The following is a 26,222-nucleotide window of genomic DNA, read 5'->3' as shown; positions in this document are numbered from 1 at the left end:
ACGCCGCCGTGCGGACGGCACCCGCCCACGGTTGGCGATCCTCCCGAGGATAGGTGGCCGCGGACCCGTCGGGGCGGGGATGCCGAGAAAGCGAGCCCCGTACCCCGGTCAGGTCGCGGGACGCGGCGGCGCCGGCCCCGGTCTCGCGGCCAGGGCGGCGGCGGTGGCGCGGTCCAGGGCACCGTCGGCGACGACCACCGCGTGCCGGCCCCGCCGCTGTGTGCCGGCCGCGATGGTCACCGGCCGCTCGAACGCGAACGCCACCCCGACGCCCGGATACATCGCGGTCCGCGTGAACCACCTGTCGCCGTCGCCGAGACCACTGAAAACCAGGGTGTACGCCCGCCCGTCCGGCCCGGTCCCGACCAGCGCGATCCAGGACTCGGCGGAACCGTTCACCGCCTCCTCCCCCGTCGCCGAGGCGCTGAACACCGACGCGGGCCCGCTCGAGACCGCCCGCCAGAAGAACCCGCCGTAGCCGGCGCCGTCGGGGCGCCCGTTGGTGGCCGGGCTGCCCAGCCGCACGTCCTGCCCGGCCGGGGCCCGCAGCGTGTAGTCCAGGTCCAGCCGCCAGGCCGACACGTCCCCGGTCAGCGCGACGGCGTCGAGTCGACGGACTTCGGTGAGCAGCACCGCCCCGTGCGGGTCGCGCCACTCCAGTCGGTGCGCCAGCCGGTCGGCGGACCGCTGCGCCCAGCCGGTGTGCGCGATCCGCCCGTGGTCGTCGCGCCAGGTGTAGCCGACGTCGCGGACGTAGGTGCGCCCGCCCCAGAGGTTGCTGCCGTTGACGTCCTGCACGGCGAGGGAGGCGCCGAGGTGCCACACGTGGTCGGCGGGCAGCGCGTCGGTGACCACCGTGCCACCCAGGGTGCGGACCGGATGCAGGTACGGTCGCGGCCCGTGCCGCGCGTCCAGCGCCGGGTCGACCACGTACCGGGCCACCTCCGTCGCCCCGACCACCAGCCGTACCGGCTCCCGCTCGGCGCTCACGGCGACTCCGGGTCGGCGGTAGCCGGCCGACGGTTGACGCCGCCAGCAGGGACCGGCCGACGGGCGACGACACCGGCAGGGACCGGCCGGCGGGCGACGCCGCCGGCAGGGACCGGCCGACGGGCGACGACACCGGCAGGGACCGGCCGGCGGGCGACGAGACCGGCGGAGACTGGCCGGCGGGCTGCGACGGCGTGCAGGGCGGCCACGGTGTAGCCGGCGAGGATCGGCACCGCGACCGGGGTGACCAGCACGGCGAGCAGCCCGGCCAGCGCGGTCACCCCGGTGAACGCGGCCCAGCGAGTGGGCGCGTCGAGGCAGGCACGGGCGGCGGACCGGGCCGCCGCCCGCCACCGCCCACCCCCGTTGCGGCCTACCTCGACGACGACCAGCCCGGCGTACCCGGTCAGACCGGCCGTGACCAGCGCGGTCACCACCAGCGCCGGCGGGCCGCCCGGCACCCGGCCGGTGGCCAACGCCGCCAGGTCGGCGGCGAGCAGCCCGGCCACGGCGAGCGCCAGCAGGCTCACCGGCACGCCGGGCAGCGCCGCGCGACGAAACCGGCGCAGGGTGACACGTGCCGACGGCCAGCTTCCGGTACGGGTCCAGTCGTGCACCGCCGCGCTGGCCGTGCCGGCCGACGCCGCCGCGGTGAGCAGCGGTGCCGCGGCGAGGGTCAGCAGGATGCCGAGCAACGCCAGGTCGGCGGCGTCGCGCAGGACGTCGCGCCAGTCCCGCCGGCCGCCGGTTTCCGCCGGTTCAGCCCTTGATGCCACCGGTGTTGATCCCCTCGACGAGCATCCGTTGGAAGGCGACGAAGAACAGGAAGACCGGCAGCAGCGACAGCACCGACATGGCGAACATCGGCCCGACCGCGCTCTGGCTGGTCGAGTCGATGAACAGGGTCAACGCGACAGGCACGGTGTAGTCCCCCAGTTCGGACAGGAAGACCAGTTGGCGGAAGAAGTCGTTCCAGGTCCAGATGAACGAGAAGATCGCGGTGGTGACCAGCGCCGGGCGGCTCAGCGGCAGGATGATGTGCCGGAAGATGCCGTACGGGCCGGCGCCGTCGATCCGGGCCGCCTCGTCCAGCTCGCGGGGAATGCCGCGCATGAACTGCACCATCAGGAAGACGAAGAACGCCTCGGTGGCCAGGAACTGCGGGATGAGCAGCGGCAGGTACGGCCATTCGCCGCCGACCAGGCCGAGCGTGCGGAACAGGATGTACTGCGGCACGATCAGCACGTGTTGCGGCAGCAGCAGCGTGCCGATCATGACGGCGAACCACACCCCGCGCAGCCGGAACCGCAGCCGGGCGAAGGCGTACGCGGCCAGCAGGCAGGAGAGCCCGTTGCCGACGACGGTGAGCAGGCTGACCATCGCGCTGTTGAGGAAGAACCGGCCGAAGCTCACGTCGAAGTTGGACCACCCGGCGGTGTAGTTGCCCGGGGAGAAGCGCTCCGGCAGCAGGCCGACGTTGTTGACGATCTCCTCCTGGGACTTCACCGAGGTGCCCACCATCCAGATCAGCGGGTAGAGCACCACGGCGAGGATCGCCACCAGGATCAGCAGTCGCAGCACCGGCCGGCCGGTCGGGCGTCGCGGGGCGACCGGCCCCTGGGTCACCGTCACCGGTCCTCCGCGTCGGAGTAGTGCACCCAGAACCGCCCGGTGCTGAAGAAGATCGCGGTGATGACCGCGATGGCGAGCAGGAACACCCAGGCCATCGCCGAGGCGTAACCCATCTGGAGATCGGTGAAGCCGGTGATGTAGAGGTTCAGCGTGTACATCAGCGTGGAGTCGACCGGGCCGCCGGTGCCGTTGCTGAGCACGAACGCCGCGGTGAAGCCCTGAAACCCGTTGATCGTCTCCAGCACCAGGTTGAAGAAGATGACCGGGGAGAGCATCGGCAGGGTGACGTTGCGAAACTGTCGGAACCGGCCGGCGCCGTCAACCGACGCCGCCTCGTACAGCTCGGTGGGCACCTGCTTCAGCCCGGCCAGGAAGATCACCATCGGTGCGCCGAACTGCCAGATGGCCAGCACCATGAGCGTCTCCAGGGCCCAGTCCGGGTCGTTGACCCACGGCTTGCCCTCGATGCCGACGAGGCTCAGCAGCGAGTTGAACGCGCCGTCGCGGTTGAACATGCTGACCCAGACGATGGCCAGCGCGACGCTGCCGCCGAGCAGCGACGGCAGGTAGAACAGCCCACGAAAGAGCCCGACGCCGCGCCAGGCACGGTTGAGCAGCAGCGCCACGCCGAGCGCCGCGGCCAGCTTCAGCGGTACGGCGATCAGCGCGAAGGTCACTGTCACCCGCACCGCTTGCCAGTACGACGGGTCGGCGGTGAACATCCGTTCGTAGTTGGCCAGCCCCACCCACTGCACCTCGGCGAACGGGGTGAGGATGTCGTAGTTGGTGAAGCTCAGGTAGAGCGACAGCAGCATGGGGATCGCCGTGACCCCCAGCAGGCCGACGAGCCACGGCGACAGGAAGACGTACCCCGCCCGACCCTCGCCGTGCCGGACGCGTCCGGGCCCTCGGCCGCGGGCGCGGGCGGCTCCGGGGCCGCGTCGGGTCGGGTCGGGCGCCGTGGTCAACGCCACGAACGGCTCCTCTCCTCGGCTGGTGGGCACTCAGGCGATGGCGGACTTGCACGCCTCGAGGAACTGGGCGGCGGCCTCGGCGGTGCTCGCGCGGCCGTACTGCGCGTTCTCGGCGGCCTTGATCAGCTCGGACTTGACCTTGCTGTGCCCCTTGATGGGCACCTGCGGCGAGGGGCCGAACTTCTGGGTCAGCTCGGTCTCGACGGCGATCGACTGTTTCATGGCCGGGTCGGTGGTGCCCTCGCTGACCAGCCGGCGCAGGTCCAGGTTGGACGGCAGGCCCCGGTCGGTGCCCAGCAGCGTGACCGCCTCCTGGTCGTTGTACAGGAAGTTGATCACGTCGACGGCGACGTCCCTGTTCTTGCTGCCCCGGAACACCGACCAGTACATCGAGGCCCGCGCCCACTGGGCGCTCGGATCACCGGGGTACGCGATGACGCCCAACTCGTCCTTGGTGTTCTTCTTCAGGTCCGGCATCTGGTTGGCCCACACCCAGGAGGTCGCCGACTTGCCGGTGACCACCAGTTGCTTGGTGACGTCGCTGGAGTTGCCCTCGTGGATGACGTCGGCGGTCGGTGTGGCCCTCCGGTCCCGGGCGCCCTTCCACAGGTCGAACCACGTGGTCACGTCCTCGGCGGTGAACCCCAGCTCCTTACCCTTGTAGAGATCCTTGCCCTGCTGCCGCAGCCACACCCAGAACGCCTTGTAGTCGGCGCTCGGGTCCTGCGTGCCGGGCACCTTTGTCGTGGCGGTGACCTGCTCGGCCCAGGCGATGTGCTGCTCCCAGGTCATCCCGGTGGTCGGCTCGGGCAGGTTGTGCTTGGCCAGCAGCGTCTTGTTGTAGACCAGGCCCTGGGTGTTCTCCCCGGAGGCCAGCCCGGCGAGCTTGCCGTCGACCACGCCGTACTGCCAGAGACTCTCCGGGAACCTGGAGGTGTCCAGCTTTCCGGACTTCTGGTAGGAGGTCAGGTCGAGCGTGGTGTTGCGGGCCGCGTACTCGGCCAGGTAGTTGTCGTCGATCTGGAACAGGTCCGGTGGGTTGCCGCCCGCCGTGAGCGTGGCCAGCTTGTCGAAGTAACCCTGGTTGGCCTGCCAGGTCGTCTCGAATGTCACGTTCGGGTGCTTCTTGGTGTAGAGCGCCAGGGCATCCTCGGTCAGCTTGGCCCGGGCGTCGCCGCCCCACCAGAAGACGGAGAGCTTGACCGGGGCGTTCGGGTCGGCGGCACCGCCGTCGTCGTCGCCGCACGCGGCGGCCCCGGCCAGCAGCGGCGCGGCGACCGTCAGGGCGAGCAGGCCGCGCAGCAGACGCCGCCGAGACAGCGGGGTACGGTCGATGCGCCCGACGGGCGCGTCAGTGGTGGGGTGCATGTGCGCTCACTCCTCGGCGGTAGGAGGCGACGACGTCACCGGTGGCCGTGCTCGGGATTGTTCGGGCCCGCGGGGCGACGCGGGTCCGGGCCGAGCGGCGCGGCCGGGGGACGGGCCGGTCGGGCGTGCGGGCCCGGGCCGGTCGAGTCGCGGATGACCAGGTCGGTCTGGAGCATTACCTGTGCGGTGGTACGACGGACGTCGAGCGCCGTGCCGGCACCGGGCCCCCGCGCGCCGCGCGGTGACTCGATGTCCTGTTGCAGCAGCATGTCGACGGCCGTCCGGCCGGCGGTCGCGGTGGGGGTGGCCACCGTCGTCAGTTTGGGGCGGGTGAGCCGGCTCAGGGTGCTGTCGTCGACCCCGACGACGCTCACCTCCTGCGGCACCCGGACCCCGAGCGCGTCCAGCCCCTCGATGAGGCCGATCGCCATCAGGTCGTTGTAGGCGAGCACGGCCGACACACCACTGCGTCGCACCTGCTCGGCGACGGCGGAACCGCCGGTCACGGTGGGCGCGTTGGGGCCGAGCACGGTCAGCTCCGCGCCGCCGGCCCGGGCGGCCGTGCCGGCGGCCCGGCGCATCTCCCGGTTGGTCCACGAGCTGCGCGGGCCACCGAGCAGCGCGATGCGGCGATGACCCAAGCCGACCAGGTGCTCGACCGCCGCGCGGGCGCCCTGCCCGACGTCCATCAGCACGCAGGGCAGGCCGGTCACCTGGCGGTTCACCACCACCAGTGGCACCTCACGGCTGAGTTGCTCGATCAGGCTGTTGCTCATCCGCGGGCTGCACAGCAACACACCGTCCACCTGCTTGGCCAACGCGTGGACCAACTCCTCCTCGGTGGCCGGGTCCTCGTTGGTGTCGGCCACGAAGACGTGGTAGTCGCGGCGGCGGGCCTGACTCTCCGCCGCCTTGATCAGCGGTGGGAAGAACGGGTTCGCGATGTCGGCGATGATCAGCCCGATGTTGTGCGTACGCCCGGTGATCAGTGCCCGGGCGGCTCGGTTGGGTCGATAGCCCAGATCCTCCGCGCACGCCAACACCCGGACCCGGGTGTCCGGGTTGACCAGGTGCGGAGCGGAGAAGGTGCGGGACACGGTGGAGATGTGCACACCGGACGCCCGGGCGACGTCCCGGATGGTGACTGGCACGGCGGGCCCTTCGTCCGATGTGGTGGCGGTGACGCGGGTGTGGCCCATTAATGCAAACGGTTGCGCCAGTGTCAACGGTCAATGTCTGCGGCCGTGCTACGCCCATGTTTCACTCCGTGACGTTCCGCCCCACAAACGCGGATATTTACCACCGGTTGCCGCTCCCTCGTTGACGCGATCACATTGATCGTGATTACTTCACTGCAAACCTTTGCAGCATCACCGGGAAGGCGAGCGCATGTCACCGAGAGCCGACGGGCGGGTCCGGTACGCCATCGTGGGCACCGGCGCACGGGCGGAGATGTTCGTGCGGGCGCTGGTGCTCGACCACGCCGACACCACCGAGCTGGTCGCCTTCGCCGACGTCAACCAGGCCCGGATGGACGCGCACAACCGCTGGCTGGCCGAGCTGGGCCACCGCCCGGTGCCGACCTACCCGGCCGGCGACTTCGCGGCCATGCTGGACTCCGAGCGCGTCGACGTCGTCCTGGTCACCAGCGTGGACGTCACCCACGACGAGTACGTGGTGGCCGCTCTGCGCGCCGGCCGGGAGGTGATCACCGAGAAGCCGATGACCGTGGACGCGCCGCGCTGCCGGCGCATCCTGGACGCCGTCACCGAGACCGGCGGTCGGGTGACTGTGGCGTTCAACTACCGCTACAACCCGCTGCACGAGCAGGTCCGCCGGCTGCTCGCCGAGGGCGCGGTCGGCGAGATCGGCTCGGTGCACTTCGAGTGGCTGCTCGACGTGCGCCACGGCGCGGACTACTTCCGCCGCTGGCACCGCGACAAGGCCACCTCCGGCGGGCTGATGGTGCACAAGGCCAGTCACCACTTCGACCTGGTCAACTGGTGGTTGGCGGCCACCCCGGTGCAGGTGTACGCGGCCGGCCGGCTCTTCTTCTACGGCGACGGTGGCCGCCGGCACGGCTACGCCCGCGACTACGACCGGGCGCACGGCTCCCCCGACGCGGTCGACGACCCGTTCGCGCTGCGGTTGGACGCCCACCCCCGGCTGCGCGAGCTGTACCTCGATGCCGAGGCCGAGGACGGCTACCAACGCGACCGCAACGTGTTCGCCCCCGGAGTCACCATCGAGGACGACATGGCGGTGCTCGCCCGCTACTCCACTGGTGCCACGATGACGTACCACCTCACCGCCTACGCTCCCTGGGAGGGCTACCGGGTGATGATCAACGGTAGTCGCGGCCGGCTGGAGCTGGAGGTGACCGAGAACGACTTCGTCGACCGGGGCACCGCCGGCGCGGTCAAGGGTGCCGCCCTGCACGGCACCGAGGCGCCGGCCGAGGGCGGTGGCGCGACACTCACCCTGCGCCCGTTCTGGGCACCGCCCCGGCAGATCCCCGTCGAGGGCCGCACCCGGCAGGGCCACGGTGGCGCCGACGCCCGGATGACCGGGGTGCTCCTCGGGGGTCGACCCGACCCGCTGGACCGCGCCGCGACCGCCGACGACGGCGCGTTGGCCCTGCTCACCGGCCTGGCGGCCAACCGGTCCTTCGAGACCGGCCAACCGGTCCGGGTCGCCGACCTGCTCACCCCCCACTGACCTGGAGACGAGGAGCCCATCCCCCGTGCCGACGTCCGACCACACCGACCTGCTCCTGCCCTCCGAACCGGGCCAGCGCGCCCTGGCCCGGGAGCTGTACGCCCTCGCGGCGGAGCAACCCATCATCTCGCCGCACGGGCACGTCGACCCGGCCCTGCTGGCCGCGGACGAACCCTTCCCGGACCCGGCACGGCTGCTCATCGTGCCGGACCACTACCTGACCCGGATGCTGCTCAGCCAGGGCGTCCCCTCGGCGCAGCTGGGTGTGCCCACCCGCGACGGCAGCCCGGTGGAGACCGACGGCCGGGTGATCTGGCGACGCTTCGCCGCGCACTGGCACCTGTTCCGGGGCACCCCGTCGCGGCTCTGGCTGGAGCAGACCTTCCGCACCGTGTTCGGGGTGCACACGCCGCTCGGCCCGACCACCGCCGACACCCTCTACGACGAGATCGCGGCCCGGCTCGCCGAGCCGGACTTCCGGCCCCGGGCGCTGTTCGAGCGCTTCGGCATCGAGGTCCTCGCCACCACCGAGTCGCCACTTGACGACCTGAGCCAGCACGCCAAGCTCGCCGCCGACGGCTGGGGCGGGCCGGGCGGGCGGGTGGTGACCACGTTCCGCCCGGACGACGTGGTGGACATGGAGTACGACGGCTGGGCGGGCAATGTGGACCGGCTCGGCGAGCGGGCCGGCGAGGACACCGGCACGTACGCCGGCTACCTGGCCGCGCTGCGGGCCCGGCGGGCCGCGTTCATCGCCGCCGGCGCGACGTCCTCCGACCACGGCCACCCCACCGCGCGCACGCTGGACCTCACGCCCGAGGAGGCCGAGCGGCTGTATGACCGGGGCCGGCGCGGCGCGGCCGACGCCGCCGACGCGGAGGCGTTCCGGGCGCACATGCTCGTGGAGTTCGCCCGGATGTCGCTCGACGACGGCCTGGTCATGCAGCTGCACCCCGGCGCGGTCCGCAACCACAACCGGTGGCTGCACGCCCGGCACGGCCGTGACGTCGGCGGCGACATCCCGCAGGCCACCGAGTACGTGCACGCGCTCGCCCCACTGCTGGAGCGCTACGGCAACGATCCCCGGCTGCGGCTGGTGCTCTACACCCTGGACGAGGACACCTTCACCCGCGAGCTGGCGCCCCTCGCGGGTGGGTACGCCGCGGTGCTGCTCGGCGCGCCCTGGTGGTTCCTGGACTCCCCCGAGGTGCTGCGCCGCTTCCGGGAGACGGTCACCGAGAGCGCCGGTTTCTACAACACCACCGGGTTCGTCGACGACACCCGGGCGTTCTGCTCCATTCCGGTCCGCCACGACGTGGCCCGTCGGGTGGACGCCGGTTTCCTGGCCCGGTTGGTGGCCGAGCACCGACTGCCGATGGACGAGGCCGCCGAGACCATCGTGGACCTGGCGTACCGGCTGCCCAAACGGGTCTTCAACTTCGGAGGCATCAACACGTGAGCATCACCATCACCTCCGTCGAGGTGCACGACGTGCGGTTCCCGACCGCCGCCCGGGGCGACGGCTCCGACGCGATCAACCGCGGCGACTACTCGGCGACGTACGTGGAGTTGGGCACCGACGCCGGGGCGACCGGCGCGGGGTTCACCTTCACCAACGGTCGCGGCAACGAGATCACCTGCGCGGCGGTCCGCGCCCTGGCCCACCACGTGCGGGGACGCACGATCGAGGAGATCGCCGCCGAGCCGGTGGCGTTCTGCCGCGCGCTCAGCGCCGACGCGCAGCTGCGGTGGCTGGGCCCCGAGAAGGGCGTCATCCACATGGCGACAGGTGCGCTCGTCAACGCGGTCTGGGACCTGCGGGCCACCCTGGCCGGCAAGCCGATGTGGCGGTTCCTCGCCGAGCTGCCCACCGACGAGCTCGTGGCAAGCGTCGACTTCAAGCACATCAGCGACGCGCTCACCCCGGACGAGGCGGCCACCATCCTGGACAAGGGGCGCGACGGCCTGGCCGACCGGCTGGCGACGCTCGAACGTGACGGTTTCCCCTCGTACACCACCTCGGTCGGCTGGCTCGGCTACCCCGACGACAAGGTGCGGGCGCTGACCCGGCAGGCGTACGACGACGGTTGGCGGGCGATGAAGATGAAGGTCGGCGGTCCGCTCGCCGACGACCTGCGGCGGGCCCGGATCATCCGGGCGGAGATCGGCCCGGACGCGCTGTTGATGATGGACGCCAACCAGGTCTGGGACGTGGACGAGGCGATCACCGCGATGGCCACACTCGCCGAGGCGGATCCGTACTGGATCGAGGAGCCGACGCACGCCGACGACATCCTCGGGCACGCCCGCATCGCCCGCGCGGTCGACGAGCTGACCGGCGGGCGGTGCCGGGTGGCCACCGGCGAGGTGGCCGCCAACCGGGTGATCTTCAAGCAGTTGTTGCAGGCCGAGGCGATCGGCGTGATGCAGGTCGACGCGTGTCGGGTCGGCGGCGTCAACGAGGTCCTCGCCGAGCTGCTGCTGGCGGCGAAGTTCGGGGTGCCGGTCTGCCCGCACGCCGGTGGCGTCGGCCTCTGCGAGTACGTCCAGCACCTGGCGATCTTCGACTACCTGCGGGTGGGCACCGGCCTGGACGGGCGGATGATCGAGTACGTCGACCACCTGCACGAGCACTTCGTCGACCCGGTCCGCACCCGCGGTGGCCGTTACCTGCCGCCCGAGCGGCCCGGTTACAGCGCCACCATGAAACCGGCGTCGATCGCCGAGTTCCGCTTCCCGGACGGTCCGGCATGGCGGTGACACTCGGCGCCTCCCGACTCGGCCTGGGCGTGCTGCGCCGACTGCCCGCCGAGGCCCGCCCCCTGGTCCGGCCGGGCACCGTGCCGGCCGGCATCGTCCATCTGGGGCTGGGCGCGTTCCACCGGGCACACCAGGCCGTCTACACCGAGGCGGCGGTCGGCGCGGCCGGCGGCGACTGGGGCATCGTGGCCGTCGCACCGCGCAGCACCGCCGTGGTCGAGGCGCTCGCCGCCCAGGACAACCTGTTCAGTGTCAGCACACTCTCCGCCGCCGCCAGTGAGACCCGGGTGGTGGGCGCGCTGAGCGGCGTACGGCACGCCCCTCGCGACCCGGACGCCGTGGTGGCGCTGCTCGCCGACCCGGCGGTGCGAGTGGTGACGTTGACCGTCACCGAGAAGGCCTACCAGCTCGACCCGGTGACCGGCCGGCTGTCCCCGGACTCGGCGCTCGCGGCCGACCTGGCCGGCGGTCGACCGCCAACCACCGTGCCCGGATTGCTGCTGCGGGGGCTGGCCGCGCGGGCCGCCGCGGACGCCGGGCCGGTGGCCCTGGTGAGCTGCGACAACCTGCCGGCCAACGGGCGACGACTGCGCGGCATGCTCGACCAGGCGGTCGGCCGGGCCGCTCAGGTGCCCGCCGGGCTTGTCGAGTGGGTGGCCGGCAACGTCACCTGCCCGGGCACCATGGTCGACCGGATCGTGCCGGCCAGCACCCCGGAGACGATCGAGGCGGCCCGCCGGGCGCTCGGCGTGACCGATCTGGCCGCGGTGGCCGCCGAGCCGTACGCGCAGTGGGTGATCGAGGACGACTTTCCCGGCGGCCGGCCCGGCTGGGAGCACGCCGGCGCGGTGCTGACCGGCGACGCCGGCCCGTGGGAGCGGTTGAAGCTGCGCGCCCTCAACGGCGTGCACTCGGCCGTGGCGTACCTCGGCGCCCTGGCCGGTCGGGAGACGATCGCCGAGGCGCTGGAGATCCCGCACCTGGCCGACGTGCTGCGTCGGTTGATCGCCGAGGACGTCGCGGCCAGCTTCACCCCGCCGGACGGGGTCGGGGTCGTCGACTACGGCGAGCAGGTCCTCGCCCGGTTCGGCAACCCGGCGATCCACCACCGCACCCTGCAGGTGGCGTTGGACGGCTCGCAGAAGCTGCCGCAACGAATCCTGCACACCATCGTCGACCTGCGCGCGTCCGGCCGGTCCGCGCGCTGGGGCGCGCTGGTCGTGGCGTCCTGGTTGCGCTTCGCGCTGGGGTACGCCGACGACGGCCGACCGTTGCCGTTGCAGGACCCCCTCGCCGGGCCGATCCGGGCCGCCCTGGACGCCGGCGCGCAGACCCCGGCCGGCGCGGTGGACGCCGTCTTCGCCCTGGGCGAGGTCATCCCGGCGGAGGTGGCCGCCGACGACGAGGTCCGCGCCGAGGTGACCGCCTGGCTGACCGCGTTGGGACGACACGGTGTCGAGGCTACCCTGGCCGGTGCGCGGTGAGTCCACCGCCGGCCGGTGCGCGGTGAGTCCACGGCCGGCCGGTGCGCGGTGAGCGGCGGGGTGAGATCGACGCCGCCGCGGGTGGCGGTGATCGGGGCGAACGGGCACGGCCGCTGGCACCGCCGGGTGCTCGCGCCGTTGCACGCCACCGGCCGGTTACGGCTGGTCGCCCTGGTCGACGTCCGGCCCGTGGAGGACGATCCGGCGGCGCCGGTGCCGCCCGGGGTCGGGGTGTTCACCGACCACCGGGTGATGCTCGCCGCCACCCGCCCCGAGGTGGTGGTGATCTGCACGCCGCCGCACACCCACCTGGCGATCGCCCGGGACGCCCTGGCCACCGGTGCTGACCTGCTGCTGGAGAAGCCGCCGGTGTTGTCGCTGGCCGAGCACGAGGAGCTGACCTGGGCTCTCGCCGCCGCCGGCCGGGTCGCCCAGGTCGGTTTCCAGGCGCTCGGCTCGGCGGCGCTCACCGCGCTGACCGACGCGTTGGCCGCCGGCCGGCTGGGTACGGTCACCGGCATCTCCAGCGTGGCCGCCTGGCAACGGCCGGACGCCTACTACGCCCGCTCCCCCTGGGCCGGTCGACGGAGCCTGGACGGTCGGCCGGTGCTGGACGGCGCACTTGTCAACCCGCTCGCGCACGCCGTGATGCAGTGCCTGGCGATCGGCGAGGCGCTCGGCGGGGCGACGCCCTGGCCGGCCGTGATCGAGGTGGAGCGCTACCGGGTCCGGCCGATCGAGGTGGAGGACACCGCCGTGCTGCGGGTCCTGTTCCGCGCCGGCCCACCCGTGCTGGTGGCGGTGACCCTGGCGGCTGAGGAGTTCGTGGCGGGCGAGGTGGTGGTGACCGGCACGGCGGGCCAGGCGGTGCTGGAATACCCGACCGACCGGCTGCGGATGCCCGGGGACGTGGTGACCCGCCGCGTGCCGGGGCGGCAGGGGTTGCTGGAGAACCTGCTCGCGCACCGGGTCGACCCGTCGGGGGTGCCGCTGATCGCCCCGCTGGCCCGGACCGCGCCGTTCACCGCGCTGCTGGACGCGTTGCGGGCCGCCCCGGAGCCCCGATTGCTCGACGGCGACCTGGTGACCACTGTCGGTGCGGGTGGGCAGCGGGTTCGCCACCTGCGGGGGGTGGTCGACGTGCTGCGCCGGGCGGCCGAGCGGGGGGCTCTCCCGAGCGAACTGGCGGTGCCGTGGGCGGCCGCCGCGTACCGCGCCGAGCTGGCGGGATAGGAGACGACTGCAACATTCCTGCACACTATTCATATTGACCTGCATAAAACTGCGAACCTACCGTTCCTGGTGACTGCCCTGTCACCACCAGCGAATGGGAAGAGTCGATGCGCAGAACCCTCACCGGCGCGACGGTGATCGCCCTCCTGCTCGGTGCCGCCCCGGCCAGCGCCGCCGTCCGCGCCGAGGCACCGCCCGGCCCCGTCCCGCGACTCGCACCATCCGCCGTCGACCGGCTCCCCTGGCTGGCCCGCCAACTCGGACGGCAGACCCTGCCCGAGCGGGACGGCTGGGCCGCCGAGGGCGCCGGCACGACCGGCGGTTCGGCGGCCACCCCCGAACGGACCCGCGTGGTCCACAGCAGGGCTGACCTGATCGCCGCGTTGGGCGGCGACAATGCCAGCAACGCCACCGACGCCACGCCGAAGCTCATCTACGTCGACGGCGCCATCGACGGCTTCGAAGGGCCAGACGGCACCCCGCTGAGCTGCGCCGAGCTGGCCGACCCGGCGTACCGGCTGGACGCCTACCTGGCCGCGTACGACCCGGCGGTGTGGGGTCGGGTGGCGCCGAGCGGGCCGCTGGAGGAGGCCCGGGTGCGCTCGGTGACCAACCAGACCCACCAGACCCAGATCAACGTCGGCCCGAACACCACGATCGTCGGCCTGCACGGCGCCCGACTGACCGGGCTCACCCTCATGATCGACCGGGCGTCGAACGTCATCGTCCGCAATCTGACTCTCGTCGACACCCGGGACTGCTTCCCCGCCTGGTCTCCGACCGACGGCGAGAACGGCAACTGGAACAGCCAGTACGACCAGATCTCGGTCCGCCGCAGCGAGAACGTCTGGGTCGACCACAACAGCTTCTCCGACGGCGACAACCCGGACAGTACCCAGCCGGTCCACTTCGGACGTCGCTACCAGGTGCACGACGGATCGCTGGACGTCACACACACCGCCAGCCTCGTCACCGCGTCCTGGAACCGCTTTACCGGGCGGGACAAGCTCATGCTGATCGGCTCCTCCAACACCGTCGGGCCGGACCTGGGCCGGCTGAGGGTCACCCTGCACCACAACCTCTTTGACGGCGTCCTGCAACGGCTGCCCCGGGTGCGCTTCGGTCAGGTCGACGTCTACAACAACCACTACCGGCTCGGTGGTGACGACTTCCAGTACGCGCTCGGCGTCGGTGTCCAGTCGGCGATCCACGCGCAGAACAACTTCTTCTCCCTGGACCCGTCGCTCGACCCGGCGGACCTGCTCTACGACTGGGGTGGCACCGCGCTGACCGAGCGGGGCTCCTGGGTGCGCCGGGGCGGCGGTCCGGCCCGGCCGGTCGACCTGCTGGCGGCGTACAACGCGACCCACGACCCGGACCTGGGCGCCGACGCGGGCTGGACGCCCACCCTGCGCCGTGATCCCGTCCTCCCGACGCCGCTGGTTCCGCTCGTGGTGAATCCGCTCGCGGGCGCCGACTGGCTGCCGCTCTGACGTCTGCACCACGCGGCCAGCCGTTGATCGCGCGGTCGGGTCGGCGACGTAAGGGCTCATCGATGTGGTGAAGATCGGCTATAAGTGACGCATGGACTTCCCGCCGCACCTGGGCAGCATGCCGATGCACGCGATCACCGAGATCCACGGCGAACCGGGCCTGCTGGAGCGCTTCCGGTTGGAGGTCCAGCAGTTCGACGACGCCGTCCGCGGGCGGTTGACCGCCGCGCTCGACCTGGCCGCCGAGTTGCACCGTGACGACCGGCGCGTTCGTGAGCCGTACCTCAACCACCTGCTGCGGGTGGCGATCCGGTTGATGCACCACTACCAGGTGCGCGACGTGGACGTGATTGTGGCCGGCCTGCTGCACGACGCCGTCGAGGACCACCCGGCCGAGCTGGCCGACGGCCACCCCGGCCCGGACCCGACCGCGGCCGCGCTGGCCGCGCTCACCGCGCGGTTCGGGACGCGCGTCGCGACGCTCGTCGCCGCCGTCACCAACCCGGTGTACGACCCCGAGCGGGACCGCAACACGCAGTACCGGGAGCACCTGGCGGTCAGCCTGGACCGGGAGCCCTGGGCCCGGGTGATCAAGGTGTCGGACTTCACCGACAACGGTGTCGGGGTGATCCACACGGTCGGGCCGAAGGTCGTCTCGTCGGCCCGGAAGTACCGGCCGCTGGTGCCGCTCTTCCGGGACCTGATCGGCCGGCCGGACACTCCGTTGTCGCCGGCGGTGAAGCGGCACATCTTCGGCCAGCTCGACCTCGCCGAGGAGCGGTTCAGCGCCATCCTGGACCAGCCCGCGCACCCCAACTGAGCTGCCGCATCACCCGACCGGGTTCCGTGACAAGTTCTCGGATCTTTGCCGCAACCTGCGGCATTACGGTGGTTTTGCGTCAGTTGGGAGGCATAAGTCCTCTCGATCGAAGTTCTGACGTAACCCCGATCGAGAGGACTCGGACCATGCGCGACCTTTCTCGTCGCGACCTGCTCAAGGCGACGGCCGTCGGCGCCGGAGCGGTCGCCCTCCCCGGAGTGATTGCCGGCAGTTCGGCGTTGGCGGCGGACGGCCCGTCCTTGGGTGGTGAGAAGTTCCCGCCCGCCACGTTGACCGGCCGGATCGTCCGTCCGCAGAGCCCCAACTACGCGGCGGCGAGCCTCGGCTGGGACGAACTGTTCGTGCGCTACCCACTGGTGATCGTCTTCGCTCAGGAGACCCAGGACGTCGTCAACGCACTCACCTGGGCTCGGCAGCACGACGTGGCGCTGCGGGTACGCAGCGGCCGGCACAGTCTGGAAGGCTGGTCGAACGTCGACAACGGCATCGTGATCGACGTCAGTGAGCTGAAGGACGTCCACATCGACCCCGCCGCCCGCAAGGCGAAGCTCGGCGCGGGGCTCACCCAGTCCGAGGCGGTCGCCGCACTCGGGGAGTACGACCTCGCGGCGACGACCGGAGGCGAGGGGACCGTCGGCCTGTCCGGTGCGACCCTCGGGGGCGGTCTCGGTTTCCTCACCCGCTACATCGGCATGGCCTGCGACAACCTGATCGGCGTGGAGATCGTCGTCGCGGCGGGGGCCGACGGCGCCAAGGTGCTCCAGGTGGACCCGTGGAACCACGCGGACCTGCTCTGGGCGCTGCGCGGCGCCGGAAACGGCAACTTCGGGATCGTCACGTCCCTGACCTACCAGGTGGCTCCGCTGGAGAGCGTCGCCTACCTGCAGGCGACCTGGCCGGGCCTCGACAACCTGCACGACATCTTCGACCTCTGGCAGCACACCGCGCCGTTCGCCGACCCCCGTCTCGGCACCCAGGTCGAGGTCCACCCGGGCGAGATCCTGTTTTTCGCGGTGCTCGCCGAGGGTTCGGAGGCCGAGGCGAGGAGGCTGCTGGAGCCGCTCCTCTCGATCGGCAACCCCGAGGTCACCGTGCGGGTCGGCGGCTGGGGCGAGACGTACGCCGGATTCCAGGTCCCGAGCGACGAAGATCCGGGGAAGTGGAAGTTCTACTCACAGTTCACCAGGGAGCCTTTCCCGGCAGAGGCAATCAGCATCGTCCGCCGGTTCATGGAGAAGGCACCGTCGCCGGACAGCAACTTCTTCGCCCAGGCCTTCGGCCGGGGAGCCCAACGGCAGGAGCCCTTCGGCGGCGCGGCGTTCGCGCACCGCGACTCGCTCTTCTACTCCGAGCCCGGCGCGGGCTGGGGCACTCGCGGCGAGCCGGACAGCGACGACGCCGTCACCCCGATCGCCCAGGCCTGGATCGCCGAGTTCAGCCTGGCGCTGCGGCCCTACGTGGACGGCGCCTACGTCAACGTGCCGAACATCGGCATGGCGGAGTGGGAGGAGGCCTACTGGGGGCGCAACTTCCCGCGGCTGCGCAAGATCAAGGCGAAGTACGACCCGCACAACGTCTTCCAGTACGAGCAGAGCATCCCACCCGCGACCCACTGACCTGGATGGCCGGCGGCCCGGGTGACACCACCCGCACCGCCGGCCACCCCCAACCTCGCCCCCACCAACCAGCCCCACCCCAGCTTGCGCGCGGCCCCACCCCACCCCACCCCATCCCGCCCTGACCCGGCCCGGCCCGGCCCGCCCTGCCCCTACTCCTGCCCTGCCCTGCCCTGCCCTGCCCTGCCCGGCCCAGCCCGGCCCAGCCCAGCCCTGCCGCAACCCCAACCCACCTTCTGCGCAGCCCTTCCCCACCCCACCTTGGGGCGCGTCCTTTGCTCTGCACCCGCGGAGGCGACACTCACGGTCTGTAGCTGGTGCCTCCGCGGGTGCAGAGCAAAGGACGCGGGGACCGCCGACCGTCGCCGGGCCGCGCGGGGCCGGCCGGCCGGACGGGGCCGGCCGGCCGGACGGGGCGAGGCAGGCGCTGTCCCGCGGCTCAGCCCGCCGTCCCGCGCCGCCACGGGCTCAGGACCCGGCCTGATCCTCCGGCCCCTGAGCCCCATCGGTCAGGCCGTCGCCATCTGGGGGACGTCTTCGCCCTGGGCGAACTCCTGGACCATCTTGGCGCAGAAGGCCGGAAGGTCGCTGGGGCTGCGGCTGGTGATGAGACCGTTGTCGACCTGCACCTGTTGGTCCACCCAATTCCCGCCGGCGTTGCGGATGTCTGTGCGCAGGCTGGGGAACGAGGTGAGGGTCCGACCGTTGACCATGCCGGTCTCGACCAACGACCAGGGGCCGTGGCAGATCGCCGCCACCGGTTTGTGTTGTTGGAAGAACGCCTGGACGAAGTTCATCGCCTGCGGATTCATCCGGAGCCGGTCGGGGTTGACCGTCCCGCCCGGCAGCAACAGGGCGTCGTAGTCGGCCGCGTTGACGTCGTTCACGGTCCGATCCACCCGATAGCGGTTGGCAGGGTTGATGTCCTGGTTCATCGACTGGATCTCGCCGGATTGCAACGAGATCAGGTGAACCTCGGCTCCCGCCTGCTCCGCGGCGGCGCGGGACTGGGTGTACTCCACGTCCTCCACTCCGTCGGCGGCGAGGCAAGCGACCCGCTTGCCGGTCAGTGGCTGGCTCTGCGCCATTTCTGCGGCCTCCCTCTGCGGCGCCGCCCCGTCGACGGCGCATCGCTGGTGCGCCGTCGCCTTCCCGGTGCGGGAACCGGCAAACTGGCGGCGAAGCCCGATCGGGGGTGGACAATCCCGGGCGTGCCCGCGGCACAGCGCCTGCCTGCGGGCAGAGGGCCGCGCTGCCCGCGTGTGCTGCCTGTCGCGGCGGGTAACCCAGGCCACTTGCTGCTACCCGGAGAGGTTGACATGACGCTGCCCGCCGATGCGATCGAATTGCCGACCGGCCAGACCATGCCCGTGCTCGGCCAGGGAACGTGGTATCTGGGCGAGCACCCGGCAAGGCGGCAGGACGAGCTGGCCGCCCTGCGTGCCGGGCTCGACCTGGGCATGACCCTGATCGACACCGCGGAGATGTACGGTGACGGCGCTTCCGAGGAACTCGTTGGCGAGGCGATCATCGGACGGCGACCCGACGTCTTTCTGGTCGACAAGGTGCTTCCGTCGAACGCCAGCCGACGAGGAACCGGGCAGGCCTGCCGCCGCAGCCTGCAACGACTGGGCGTCGACCACATCGACCTCTACCTGCTGCACTGGCGCGGCGCGCATCCGCTCGCGGAGACGATCGAGGCGTTCACCGAACTCGTCGATGCCGGTGACATCGGGCAGTGGGGCGTGAGCAATTTTGATCTTTCAGACATGACGGACCTCCTGGATGCGGGCGGTGACGCCTGCGCGACCAATCAGATCCTGTACAACCTCACCCGCCGCGGTCCCGAGTACGACCTTCTGCCGTGGCTACGCCAGCACCGCATCCCGGTGATGGCGTACTCGCCGATCGAGCAGGGTCGACTGCTCGGCCATCCCCAGGTCGCGGAGGTCGCCGCCCGGCACGAGGCCACGCCCGCCCAGGTCGCGCTGGCCTGGCTGCTGCGTCAGGAGACGGTCGCGGCCATCCCCCGATCGTCCAGGCCCGAACACACCCGGGAGAACGCCGAAGCGCACGACGTGCAGCTGACCGAGGAGGACGTGGCGGCACTGGACACGGCGTTCCCGCCGCCGGCTGGCCCGCAACCGCTCGAGATGTTGTAGGTACTCGCTCCTGTGCCAGAAACACCCCTGCGCGGTCCGCCCTTTATGAAAGGGTTTGCGGTGAAGGCTGCGGATATCGACGGCACTCATCCAAGCTGGCCAAGCGACGGGGGCGGACATGAGGTGGTTGATCGGCGGGGCGGTCGTGGTGGGCGGCGGGATGGTCGTCCGGCGTCTGCTCGGTGGGACTGCCCAGGGCAACGATCACCGGCAAGGGAGTCAGGCACGGCGGCACGGGCCGCGGTGGCATGTGGCGACGGTGAATCGACCAGCCGGTGACGTCGCTCCCGGTGGACAGCTCCCCGAGCCGCTGGCGGGGCTTGGCGACGCCGTCGAGGTCCAGGTCCGGCCTGCCCCCGGCGGCCGGGGGACAGAGATCGCGGTACGGCTGCGCGACGGTGCCCGGCTCCCGGTTGCCGCCGCCGCCCGGAGGGCCGCCGGCCGGGATCCGGAGCAGGCGATCCGGGCCGCGCTGCGAGAGTCGAAGCAGCTGATCGAGACCAGTGAGGTCCTGCACCCGGACTATCCACCCACCACCGAGCCGACTCCGATGAACAAGCCACTGCGGATGGCCACCCAACAGGGTCGGCGGGAGGGACGACTGTGAAGGCGCTGGTGTGGGAGGGAGCAAACGAGCTCGCGGTCCGGCAGGTCCCGGACCCGCAGATCCGCAACGAGCAGGACGCCATTGTCCGGGTCCGTCGGACGGTGACCTGTGGTTCGGACCTGCACCTGCTCGGCGGGTACATCCCGTTCATGGAACGCGGCGATGTCCTCGGGCACGAGTTCCTCGGCGACATCGTCGAGGTCGGTCCGCAGGTACGCAACCACAAGGTCGGCGACCGGGTCGTCGTCTGTTCGTTCGTCTCCTGCGGCAAGTGCTGGTACTGCCAGCAACAACAGTTCTCGTTGTGCGACAACGGAAACACGAACCCGATGATCACCGAGAACGTCTGGGGTGCCGCGCCGGGCGGCTGCTACGGCTATTCGCACGCACTCGGGGGCTTCGCCGGCAGCCACGCGGAGTACATCCGCGTCCCCTACGCCGACCAGGGTGCCTTCACCGTCCCGGACGGGGTGAGCGACGAGCGTGCGCTGTTTGCCTCCGACGCCGCGCCGACCGGCTGGATGGGCGCCGACCTCGCCGGGGTCAAACCGGGTGATGTCGTGGCGGTCTGGGGCGCCGGTGCGGTAGGACAGATGGCGGCCCGGGCGTCCGTGCTGCTCGGCGCCGACCGGGTGATCGTGATCGACCGCCTCGACAACCGGCTCCAGATGGCCCAGACGCACCTCGGCGTCGAAACGCTGAACTACGAGCAGCAGGACGTCAGCGGCGAGTTGCTGGAACGCAGTGGCGGTCGAGGCCCGGACGTGTGCATCGAGGCAGTCGGTATGGAATCGCACAGCAGCGGTCCGCAATTCTGGTACGACCAGGTCAAGCAGCAGCTGCGCATCGAGTCCGACCGCCCGATCGCTGCCCGCGAGGCGATCTACAACTGTCGCAAGGGCGGCAGCGTGTTCGTGCTGGGCGTCTTCGCCGGCCTGGTGGACAAGTTTCCGCTTGGAGCGGTGATGAACAAGGGGCTGACGCTGCGCGGCGCACAGCAGCACGGACAGCGCTACATTCCCATGCTGCTGGAGCGGATGGCCCGCGGTGAGCTGGTCACCGAACATCTCGCGACGCACACCATGCGGTTGGACGAAGCGCCGCGCGGCTACGAGATGTTCAAACAGAAGATCGACGGCTGCGTACGAGCCGTCTTCCAGCCCACCAGCTGACCGTCGCGACTCGGATGGGTGCCGCCTACCTGCCGCGGTGGGACTGCCCGCCTTGCTCGTCCCGCCAGCCATCCGGTTGCGGGTGGTAGCCGTACGCGGCGGCCCGGACCGTCTCCTCGTTCTCCAGCCCGGAGCCGATCGCGCCGCCGACGGTGGCCAGCGAGCTGGTGATCCAGGCGAGCGTCAGATAGTCGGTCCAGTCGACAGGTCGCTGCAGGGTTTGTTCCAGCACGGAGGTGTCGATCAGCAGCGCGCCGACGAGCGCCGTTCCCACGAACAGCACCACGTAGGACACCGCCGTGGCCAGCGTGAGGGTGAGGGTGGTACCCAGGTTGAACAGCCGTGCCAGCTCGGTCGGTGTCCGGCGGCCTGGCTTTTCCCAGAGGTCGTGCGCGACGATCAGCCAGGTCACCAACGCGGCCAGGCCGAGCAGCATGATCACGGTGAGCCGGAGTCCGCCGAGGGCATCGCCCATCTGCCAGATGGTGTCCGTGGTGAGCGCGAACGCGGCCGTGCCGAATGCGCCGACCAGCAGCTTGGACAGGCCCAGCAGGGCGCGCCCCGGGCGGTTGGCGCGGACCATGCCGGTCACCAGCCGCGCCCGTCCGATCAGCCCCGAGGCGACGTAGCGCCGCTCGCCGGCGTCGGCCTCGCCGACCACTCGGTGAACGGCGGGCATCCGGCGTGCCATCTCAGCCGGTGCTTGGCCGGTCGGAGGCACCCGCTTGTCGGAAGCATCGGTCAGTAGCCTGTTCACCAGGTCCGGGACGGCCGCACGGGCCGCTCGCAGCTGGCGCAGCCCCAGCGCGGGCAGGGACACCACCGCGACTCGACGCCGAGCGGAGGTCTGCGCGACCAGTGGCACCCGCTCGGCATGCAGCGGCAGGTCGGTCAGACAGATCGCGACGTCCCACTGGTCGTCGGCGCGCCGCTGGGCAAGGTCGTCGAGCAGTGCCTCAATGCCGTGGTCGCGGCGCGGCGCCACGTCGCCCCAGCCTTCCCGGACGATCCACCGTACGTCTGCGTCAACCCGCTCGGCGAGCCCACCGGCCAGCTCGGCCCTGAGCGGTGCGGCCACCCGGGCGGGGTGGTCCGGCGGGGTTGCCACCAGCCCGACGACGATCTCCGGGCGATGGCGTTCGCTGTGGGTCATCGGTGCTCCTCACCTTTGGGCGGGCCCGGCCGCCGGCGGTGAACGCAGCCTAAGAGACCACCCCGACGGCTGCGGCGGATTCGGAGGAAGGCACACGGTTAGTCGGAAGCTGGTCGATGGCGCTCGTCCGACGCCCGGCTGGCCGTCGTCGGGACCTCGGGCATGCCGACGTGGGTCAGCCCTCTCGCGTGGTTTCTGCTAGCCAGTTGCCGCGCTTGGTCCCGGGCCGTGGCGCGCCACCAGCGACGCGACGCCAGCGCGGCCAGCCCGGCGCCGGCGGCGTTGAGCAGTACGTCGTCCACCGACGACACCCGATCCAGCCGCAGGACGTACTGCGCGGTCTCGACCAGGACCGAGCAGCCCGCCGCGAGCGCCACCATCCGCGGCACCGACGCCAGCGCCGCGAACCGCAGCGGGGCGAAGAATCCCAGTGCCGCGAAGACGATCAGGTTGCCGACGACCTGGCCCGTCAGCGCCACCGGCCCTCGGTCGGTGAGGATCGTGAGCAGGTCCCGCAGTGGCACCAGGCTCGTCCCGGCCCGGGTGCCCGGCAACAGGATCATCCATACCCACGGCACCGTCCCGTAGACGATGCCGACCTCCGCCAGCGACATCCGCCACGCGCGCGCGGGCGTGGCGCCGGTGGCGATGCGACGGCGTGCCAGAACCGACACCGCCAGCGCGGCCAGGGGCAGTGCGGCCACCGTGGTGTGGACCACGCCGGTGAAGGTGCCGATCCAGTCGTGCCAGTCCATGCGCATGCCAACCCCGCTTCCGTCCGTACACCCGGGCCCCTGCTTGGCGGTTGGCCCAGCCAACCGCTCCTGGCCCGGGCCTGAACCACCCACGAAATGTTCGGAGAGTCGCGTCAGCCGCCCCCACCCGGCCCGCCGCCGTCGGGCGAACCCCCGGTGACGGCCCGCATCTCCCGCTGGCTCATCTCCTGCAGCGGCGCGCCGTCGCTGTTGCTGAGGATGACGCCGACCCAGCCGGTGTACGGGTAGATGCTCCAACTGGCGCCGACACCGGGGTTGCCGCCGGCACGCGCGAACATCCACTGGCCGTTGACGATGCGGACCGGAATCGTGTAAGACCCGAACGACGCCGGCCCGTGCGGGATCTTGGCCGCGGTGAGCAGGTCGGCCCAGGGCCGGTTCAGCACCGTGCCGTCGCCCAGCGCGTGCGCGAACCGGACCAGATCCGGCGCGGTGGCGAAGCCGCCGTCCCCGGGGGCGTCGATGAAGGCCCGGCCCGGGTTCTTGCCGGCCAGGTACGGGCTGCTCTTGTCCAGGTTGCGGACGGCGTCGACCCGGCTGCCGTCGGCCAACATCATGTACGGGTGCGCGAGGTGCCGGTCGGTGAGCCACTGGGGCCTGGTGGAGAACGCCGTGCCGGTCATGCCGCAGCGCCGGAAGATGTTCTCCTGGACGTAGTCCCAGTATGTCCTGCCGGTCACGGCCTCGATGATCAGCGCGGGGATGGCGACCTCGGCGCCGGCGTGGTCGGTGGGAGTGCCGACGGGGGCCACCAGCTTCGACTGCCGGGCCCACTGCTCGCAGTACTCGCGCACCTCGTCCCGGCTCTGGAAGACGCGATCCGTGTCCTCGGCCGGGGTGTTCATCCCGGAGTTGCCGGCCAGCATGTGGTGAATGGTCACCTGCTCGGCGATGTCCTTGGTGAAGCCCGTCAGGTACCTGCCCACCGGGTCCGTCAGCTGCACCCTGCCCTGCTGCGCGAGCTGCAACATGGCCACCGCGTGGAACGGCTTGCCCGCCGAGCTGAGGCTGAACGCGATCCCCTCGTGGTTACGGATCCCCTTCTCCCTGTCGGCCATGCCGTAACTGCGGGACAGCACCGTCAGACCCCGGTGCGACAGCAGCACCACGCCGGAGAACCTGCCCTCCGCGGCCAGTTGCGCCACGTACCGGTCGTAGGCCCCGCCGGGCAGGGCGTCCGGCGGGATCCGGTCGTGCCCGGACGGGCCGGTCGCGGCCGGGGCCGCGTGGCCGACCCCGGCGCCCACCAGCGGCACTCCGGCCACCGCGCCGACGGCGGCCAAACCGCCCCAGCCGACCAGCCGCCGCCGGTCGATCCCACCTACCGAAGTCGATTCCATGAGCACGGTCCTTTCCCGATCGACACACGGACCGTTGCAGGTCTACCGACGACCGCGCATCGGCAACCGATCGCCGACCCATACACCACCCATATGCGCTGCTGGGGATACTGGGCGGATGCGGGTGCTGCTGGTCGAGGACGAACAACCCCTGGCCACGTACGTCGCGGCCGGGCTGACCAAGCATGGCTGCGCCGTGGACGTGGCACACGACGGTCAGCACGCGCTGGACAAGTGCGACATCATCCCGTACGACGTGGTGGTCCTGGACCGGGACCTTCCGGTCGTGCACGGTGACACCGTGTGCCGGCTGTTGGCACAGCGCGGCGCAGCCCGGGTGCTGATGCTCACCGCGTCCGGTGCCGTGTCCGACCGGGTGGACGGGCTGGCCCTGGGCGCCGACGACTACCTGGCCAAGCCGTTCGCGTTCGCCGAGTTGGTCGCCCGGGTACGTGCGCTGGCCCGGCGCAGCACGCCGGCCCGCCCTCCGGTGCTGCGCGCGCGGGATGTCGAACTCGATCCGTCCCGGCGCACCGTCGACCGGGCTGGCCGACTGCTGTCGCTGACCCCGAAGGAGTTCGGGGTGCTGGAACGGCTGCTCGCCGCCGACGGTGCCGTGGTGAGCGCGGAGACGCTGCTGGACAAGGTGTGGGACGAGCACGCCGACCCGTTCACCAACGCCGTGCGGATCACCGTCAGCACCCTGCGGCGCAAGCTCGGTGATCCACAGCTCATCGAGACCGTGACCGGTGCCGGGTACCGGATCGCCCCATGATCCGCCGACTGACCGCCCGCAGCCGGCTCACGCTCGTGTACACCGGCCTGGTGCTGGCCGCCGGGTTCCTGCTCCTGGCGCTGACGTACGTGCTGCTGGTGCGGGGCGACCTGCGGCTGCCTTCCCCGGGTCCGGACGGCGACATCGGTGGGCGGCTGCGGGAGGAGGTGATCGCCGATCTGGTGGCGCGGGCCGCGCTGGCGCTGCTGGTGGTGACCGCGCTGGCCGGGGTGACCGGCTGGCTGGTGGCCGGGCGGATACTGCGGCCGATCCGGACGATGTCCGGCACGGCGAACCGGCTGTCCGTGGAGAAACTGTCCGAACGGATACCGGTCCACCGACCCGCCGACGAACTCGCCACGCTGGCCGCCACCATCAACGGCATGCTGGACCGCATCCAGCACGGCATCACCGAACGCGACCGGGTCCTCGACAGCCAACGCCTGTTCGTGGCCAACGCCGCGCACGAGCTCCGCACCCCGCTCACCACCATGCGCACCGCCATCGACGTCACCCTCGACGGCGAACCCGACCGCGCCGAACTCGTCGCGATGGCCGGCGACATCGCCACCGCCGTCGAGACCAGCAAACGCACCCTCGACGGACTCCTGGTCCTGGCCCGCAGCCAGGCCGGCCCGCCCCGCCGAACGCCAGTGGACCTGGCCGACGTCGCCGCGACAGTTGCCGGCGCCGCCGACCGGGCGGCGCACGGTGCCGTCACCCTCCGTACCGACCTGCGGCCGGCGCCGGCCAGCGGCGAGCCGGTGCTGCTGGAACGGATGGTCGGCAACCTGCTGGAGAACGCGCTGCGCTACAACCACGCCGGCGGAGACGTCACGGTGACCTCCGGCATCGCGAACGGGCTCGCGTTCCTGCGGGTGGTCAACACCGGCCCGCTGGTCACGCCGGAGGAGGAGCGGCGGTTGTTCGAGCCGTTCGTCCGGGGCACCGGCAACGGCACCCGCGGGGCCGGGCTCGGCCTGTCCATCGTCCGGGCGGTCGTTACCGCGCACGGTGGAGAGATCTCCAGCGCCGCACGGCCGACCGGCGGGCTGGACATCGCCGTACACCTGCCGCCGGCTCTGGAGGCGCGTCCTTCCGGATGAGGCCTCGGCGCGGCATGTCCGC

23 protein-coding genes are annotated in these 26,222 nt (G+C 71.6%); 13 read left to right on the top strand and 10 right to left on the bottom strand.

Annotated features, from left to right (window positions below):
- Positions 1–108: 108 nt before the first annotated feature.
- From AB0B14_RS12460 to AB0B14_RS12435, 6 genes are read right to left on the bottom strand one after another with little or no spacing between them, the layout of a single operon-like run.
- The gene (locus tag AB0B14_RS12460) at positions 109–990 is read right to left on the bottom strand and encodes a PmoA family protein (protein ID WP_357063234.1); all 882 of its coding nucleotides are present in this window, start codon (positions 988–990) and stop codon (positions 109–111) included.
- A complete protein-coding gene (locus tag AB0B14_RS12455; protein ID WP_357522466.1) occupies positions 987–1,766 on the bottom strand; it encodes a hypothetical protein in 780 nt (259 codons plus the stop codon). Before AB0B14_RS12455 ends, AB0B14_RS12460 begins: the two co-directional genes overlap by 4 nt.
- Positions 1,750–2,616 carry a carbohydrate ABC transporter permease gene (locus AB0B14_RS12450; RefSeq protein ID WP_357064475.1) on the bottom strand — a complete coding sequence of 289 codons (867 nt, stop codon included), beginning with the start codon at positions 2,614–2,616 and terminating at the stop codon, positions 1,750–1,752. The genes AB0B14_RS12455 and AB0B14_RS12450 overlap by 17 nt, the downstream gene beginning before the upstream one ends.
- Before the next feature lie 2 nt (positions 2,617–2,618).
- Positions 2,619–3,596, bottom strand: coding sequence for a sugar ABC transporter permease (locus tag AB0B14_RS12445; RefSeq protein ID WP_357522465.1), 978 nt, complete (start codon positions 3,594–3,596; stop codon positions 2,619–2,621).
- Between the two features lie 30 nt (positions 3,597–3,626).
- Entirely contained in the window at positions 3,627–4,964 is a 1,338-nt protein-coding gene (locus AB0B14_RS12440; RefSeq protein WP_357063243.1) for an extracellular solute-binding protein, read from the bottom strand.
- A gap of 35 nt (positions 4,965–4,999) precedes the next feature.
- Complete coding sequence (locus tag AB0B14_RS12435; protein WP_357063245.1) at positions 5,000–6,115, bottom strand: LacI family DNA-binding transcriptional regulator; 1,116 nt, start codon at positions 6,113–6,115, stop codon at positions 5,000–5,002.
- A gap of 238 nt (positions 6,116–6,353) precedes the next feature.
- On the opposite strand from AB0B14_RS12435, the gene AB0B14_RS12430 reads away from it, so the two are divergent.
- The 8 genes from AB0B14_RS12430 to AB0B14_RS12395 all read left to right on the top strand — a co-directional run bounded on the left by AB0B14_RS12430 (position 6,354) and on the right by AB0B14_RS12395 (position 17,109).
- Entirely contained in the window at positions 6,354–7,682 is a 1,329-nt protein-coding gene (locus AB0B14_RS12430; protein ID WP_357522464.1) for a Gfo/Idh/MocA family oxidoreductase, read from the top strand.
- A gap of 25 nt (positions 7,683–7,707) precedes the next feature.
- The gene (gene uxaC / locus AB0B14_RS12425; RefSeq protein WP_357063250.1) at positions 7,708–9,141 is read left to right on the top strand and encodes a glucuronate isomerase; all 1,434 of its coding nucleotides are present in this window, start codon (positions 7,708–7,710) and stop codon (positions 9,139–9,141) included.
- A complete protein-coding gene (locus AB0B14_RS12420) occupies positions 9,138–10,442 on the top strand; it encodes an enolase C-terminal domain-like protein (RefSeq protein WP_357522463.1) in 1,305 nt (434 codons plus the stop codon). Before uxaC ends, AB0B14_RS12420 begins: the two co-directional genes overlap by 4 nt.
- Complete coding sequence (locus AB0B14_RS12415) at positions 10,433–11,926, top strand: mannitol dehydrogenase family protein (RefSeq protein WP_357063256.1); 1,494 nt, start codon at positions 10,433–10,435, stop codon at positions 11,924–11,926. The genes AB0B14_RS12420 and AB0B14_RS12415 overlap by 10 nt, the downstream gene beginning before the upstream one ends.
- A gap of 60 nt (positions 11,927–11,986) precedes the next feature.
- Complete coding sequence (locus AB0B14_RS12410; RefSeq protein WP_357522462.1) at positions 11,987–13,159, top strand: Gfo/Idh/MocA family oxidoreductase; 1,173 nt, start codon at positions 11,987–11,989, stop codon at positions 13,157–13,159.
- Between the two features lie 107 nt (positions 13,160–13,266).
- Positions 13,267–14,652, top strand: a complete 1,386-nt coding sequence (locus AB0B14_RS12405) for a pectate lyase (RefSeq protein ID WP_357522461.1) — start codon at positions 13,267–13,269, stop codon at positions 14,650–14,652.
- Positions 14,653–14,743: 91 nt separating this feature from the next.
- On the top strand, positions 14,744–15,472 hold the full coding sequence (locus AB0B14_RS12400; RefSeq protein ID WP_357522460.1) for an HD domain-containing protein: 729 nt from the start codon (positions 14,744–14,746) through the stop codon (positions 15,470–15,472).
- Positions 15,473–15,618: 146 nt separating this feature from the next.
- Positions 15,619–17,109, top strand: coding sequence for an FAD-binding oxidoreductase (locus AB0B14_RS12395; RefSeq protein ID WP_357522459.1), 1,491 nt, complete (start codon positions 15,619–15,621; stop codon positions 17,107–17,109).
- Positions 17,110–17,618: 509 nt separating this feature from the next.
- Here AB0B14_RS12395 and AB0B14_RS12390 read toward each other — a convergent pair.
- The gene (locus AB0B14_RS12390; protein ID WP_357522458.1) at positions 17,619–18,197 is read right to left on the bottom strand and encodes a type 1 glutamine amidotransferase domain-containing protein; all 579 of its coding nucleotides are present in this window, start codon (positions 18,195–18,197) and stop codon (positions 17,619–17,621) included.
- A 231-nt stretch (positions 18,198–18,428) separates the two neighbouring features.
- Between AB0B14_RS12390 and AB0B14_RS12385 the strand changes: the two genes are divergently transcribed.
- From AB0B14_RS12385 to AB0B14_RS12375, 3 genes are all read left to right on the top strand, one after another.
- On the top strand, positions 18,429–19,271 hold the full coding sequence (locus tag AB0B14_RS12385) for an aldo/keto reductase (RefSeq protein WP_357522457.1): 843 nt from the start codon (positions 18,429–18,431) through the stop codon (positions 19,269–19,271).
- A 259-nt stretch (positions 19,272–19,530) separates the two neighbouring features.
- Positions 19,531–19,878, top strand: a complete 348-nt coding sequence (locus AB0B14_RS12380) for a hypothetical protein (protein ID WP_357522456.1) — start codon at positions 19,531–19,533, stop codon at positions 19,876–19,878.
- On the top strand, positions 19,875–21,050 hold the full coding sequence (locus tag AB0B14_RS12375) for a zinc-dependent alcohol dehydrogenase (protein WP_357522455.1): 1,176 nt from the start codon (positions 19,875–19,877) through the stop codon (positions 21,048–21,050). Before AB0B14_RS12380 ends, AB0B14_RS12375 begins: the two co-directional genes overlap by 4 nt.
- Positions 21,051–21,075: 25 nt before the next feature.
- On the opposite strand, the gene AB0B14_RS12370 is transcribed toward AB0B14_RS12375, so the two are convergent.
- From AB0B14_RS12370 to AB0B14_RS12360, 3 genes are all read right to left on the bottom strand, one after another.
- A complete protein-coding gene (locus AB0B14_RS12370; protein ID WP_357522454.1) occupies positions 21,076–22,203 on the bottom strand; it encodes a hypothetical protein in 1,128 nt (375 codons plus the stop codon).
- A gap of 98 nt (positions 22,204–22,301) precedes the next feature.
- Entirely contained in the window at positions 22,302–22,964 is a 663-nt protein-coding gene (locus AB0B14_RS12365; RefSeq protein WP_357078376.1) for a VanZ family protein, read from the bottom strand.
- A 107-nt stretch (positions 22,965–23,071) separates the two neighbouring features.
- Positions 23,072–24,319, bottom strand: a complete 1,248-nt coding sequence (locus AB0B14_RS12360; protein ID WP_357522453.1) for a serine hydrolase domain-containing protein — start codon at positions 24,317–24,319, stop codon at positions 23,072–23,074.
- Between the two features lie 118 nt (positions 24,320–24,437).
- On the opposite strand from AB0B14_RS12360, the gene AB0B14_RS12355 reads away from it, so the two are divergent.
- Together AB0B14_RS12355 and AB0B14_RS12350 are read left to right on the top strand one after the other, a co-directional pair.
- Positions 24,438–25,094, top strand: coding sequence for a response regulator transcription factor (locus AB0B14_RS12355; RefSeq protein WP_357522452.1), 657 nt, complete (start codon positions 24,438–24,440; stop codon positions 25,092–25,094).
- Positions 25,091–26,200, top strand: a complete 1,110-nt coding sequence (locus tag AB0B14_RS12350) for a HAMP domain-containing sensor histidine kinase (protein ID WP_357522451.1) — start codon at positions 25,091–25,093, stop codon at positions 26,198–26,200. Before AB0B14_RS12355 ends, AB0B14_RS12350 begins: the two co-directional genes overlap by 4 nt.
- Positions 26,201–26,222 lie beyond the last annotated feature (22 nt).

Origin of the sequence: Micromonospora sp. NPDC049171, from assembly GCF_040648275.1 — a bacterium.
Lineage (GTDB): Bacteria > Actinomycetota > Actinomycetes > Mycobacteriales > Micromonosporaceae > Micromonospora.
Note: the sequence above shows the minus strand (reverse complement) of the source record. Positions and strands in the feature narration are given on the sequence as shown.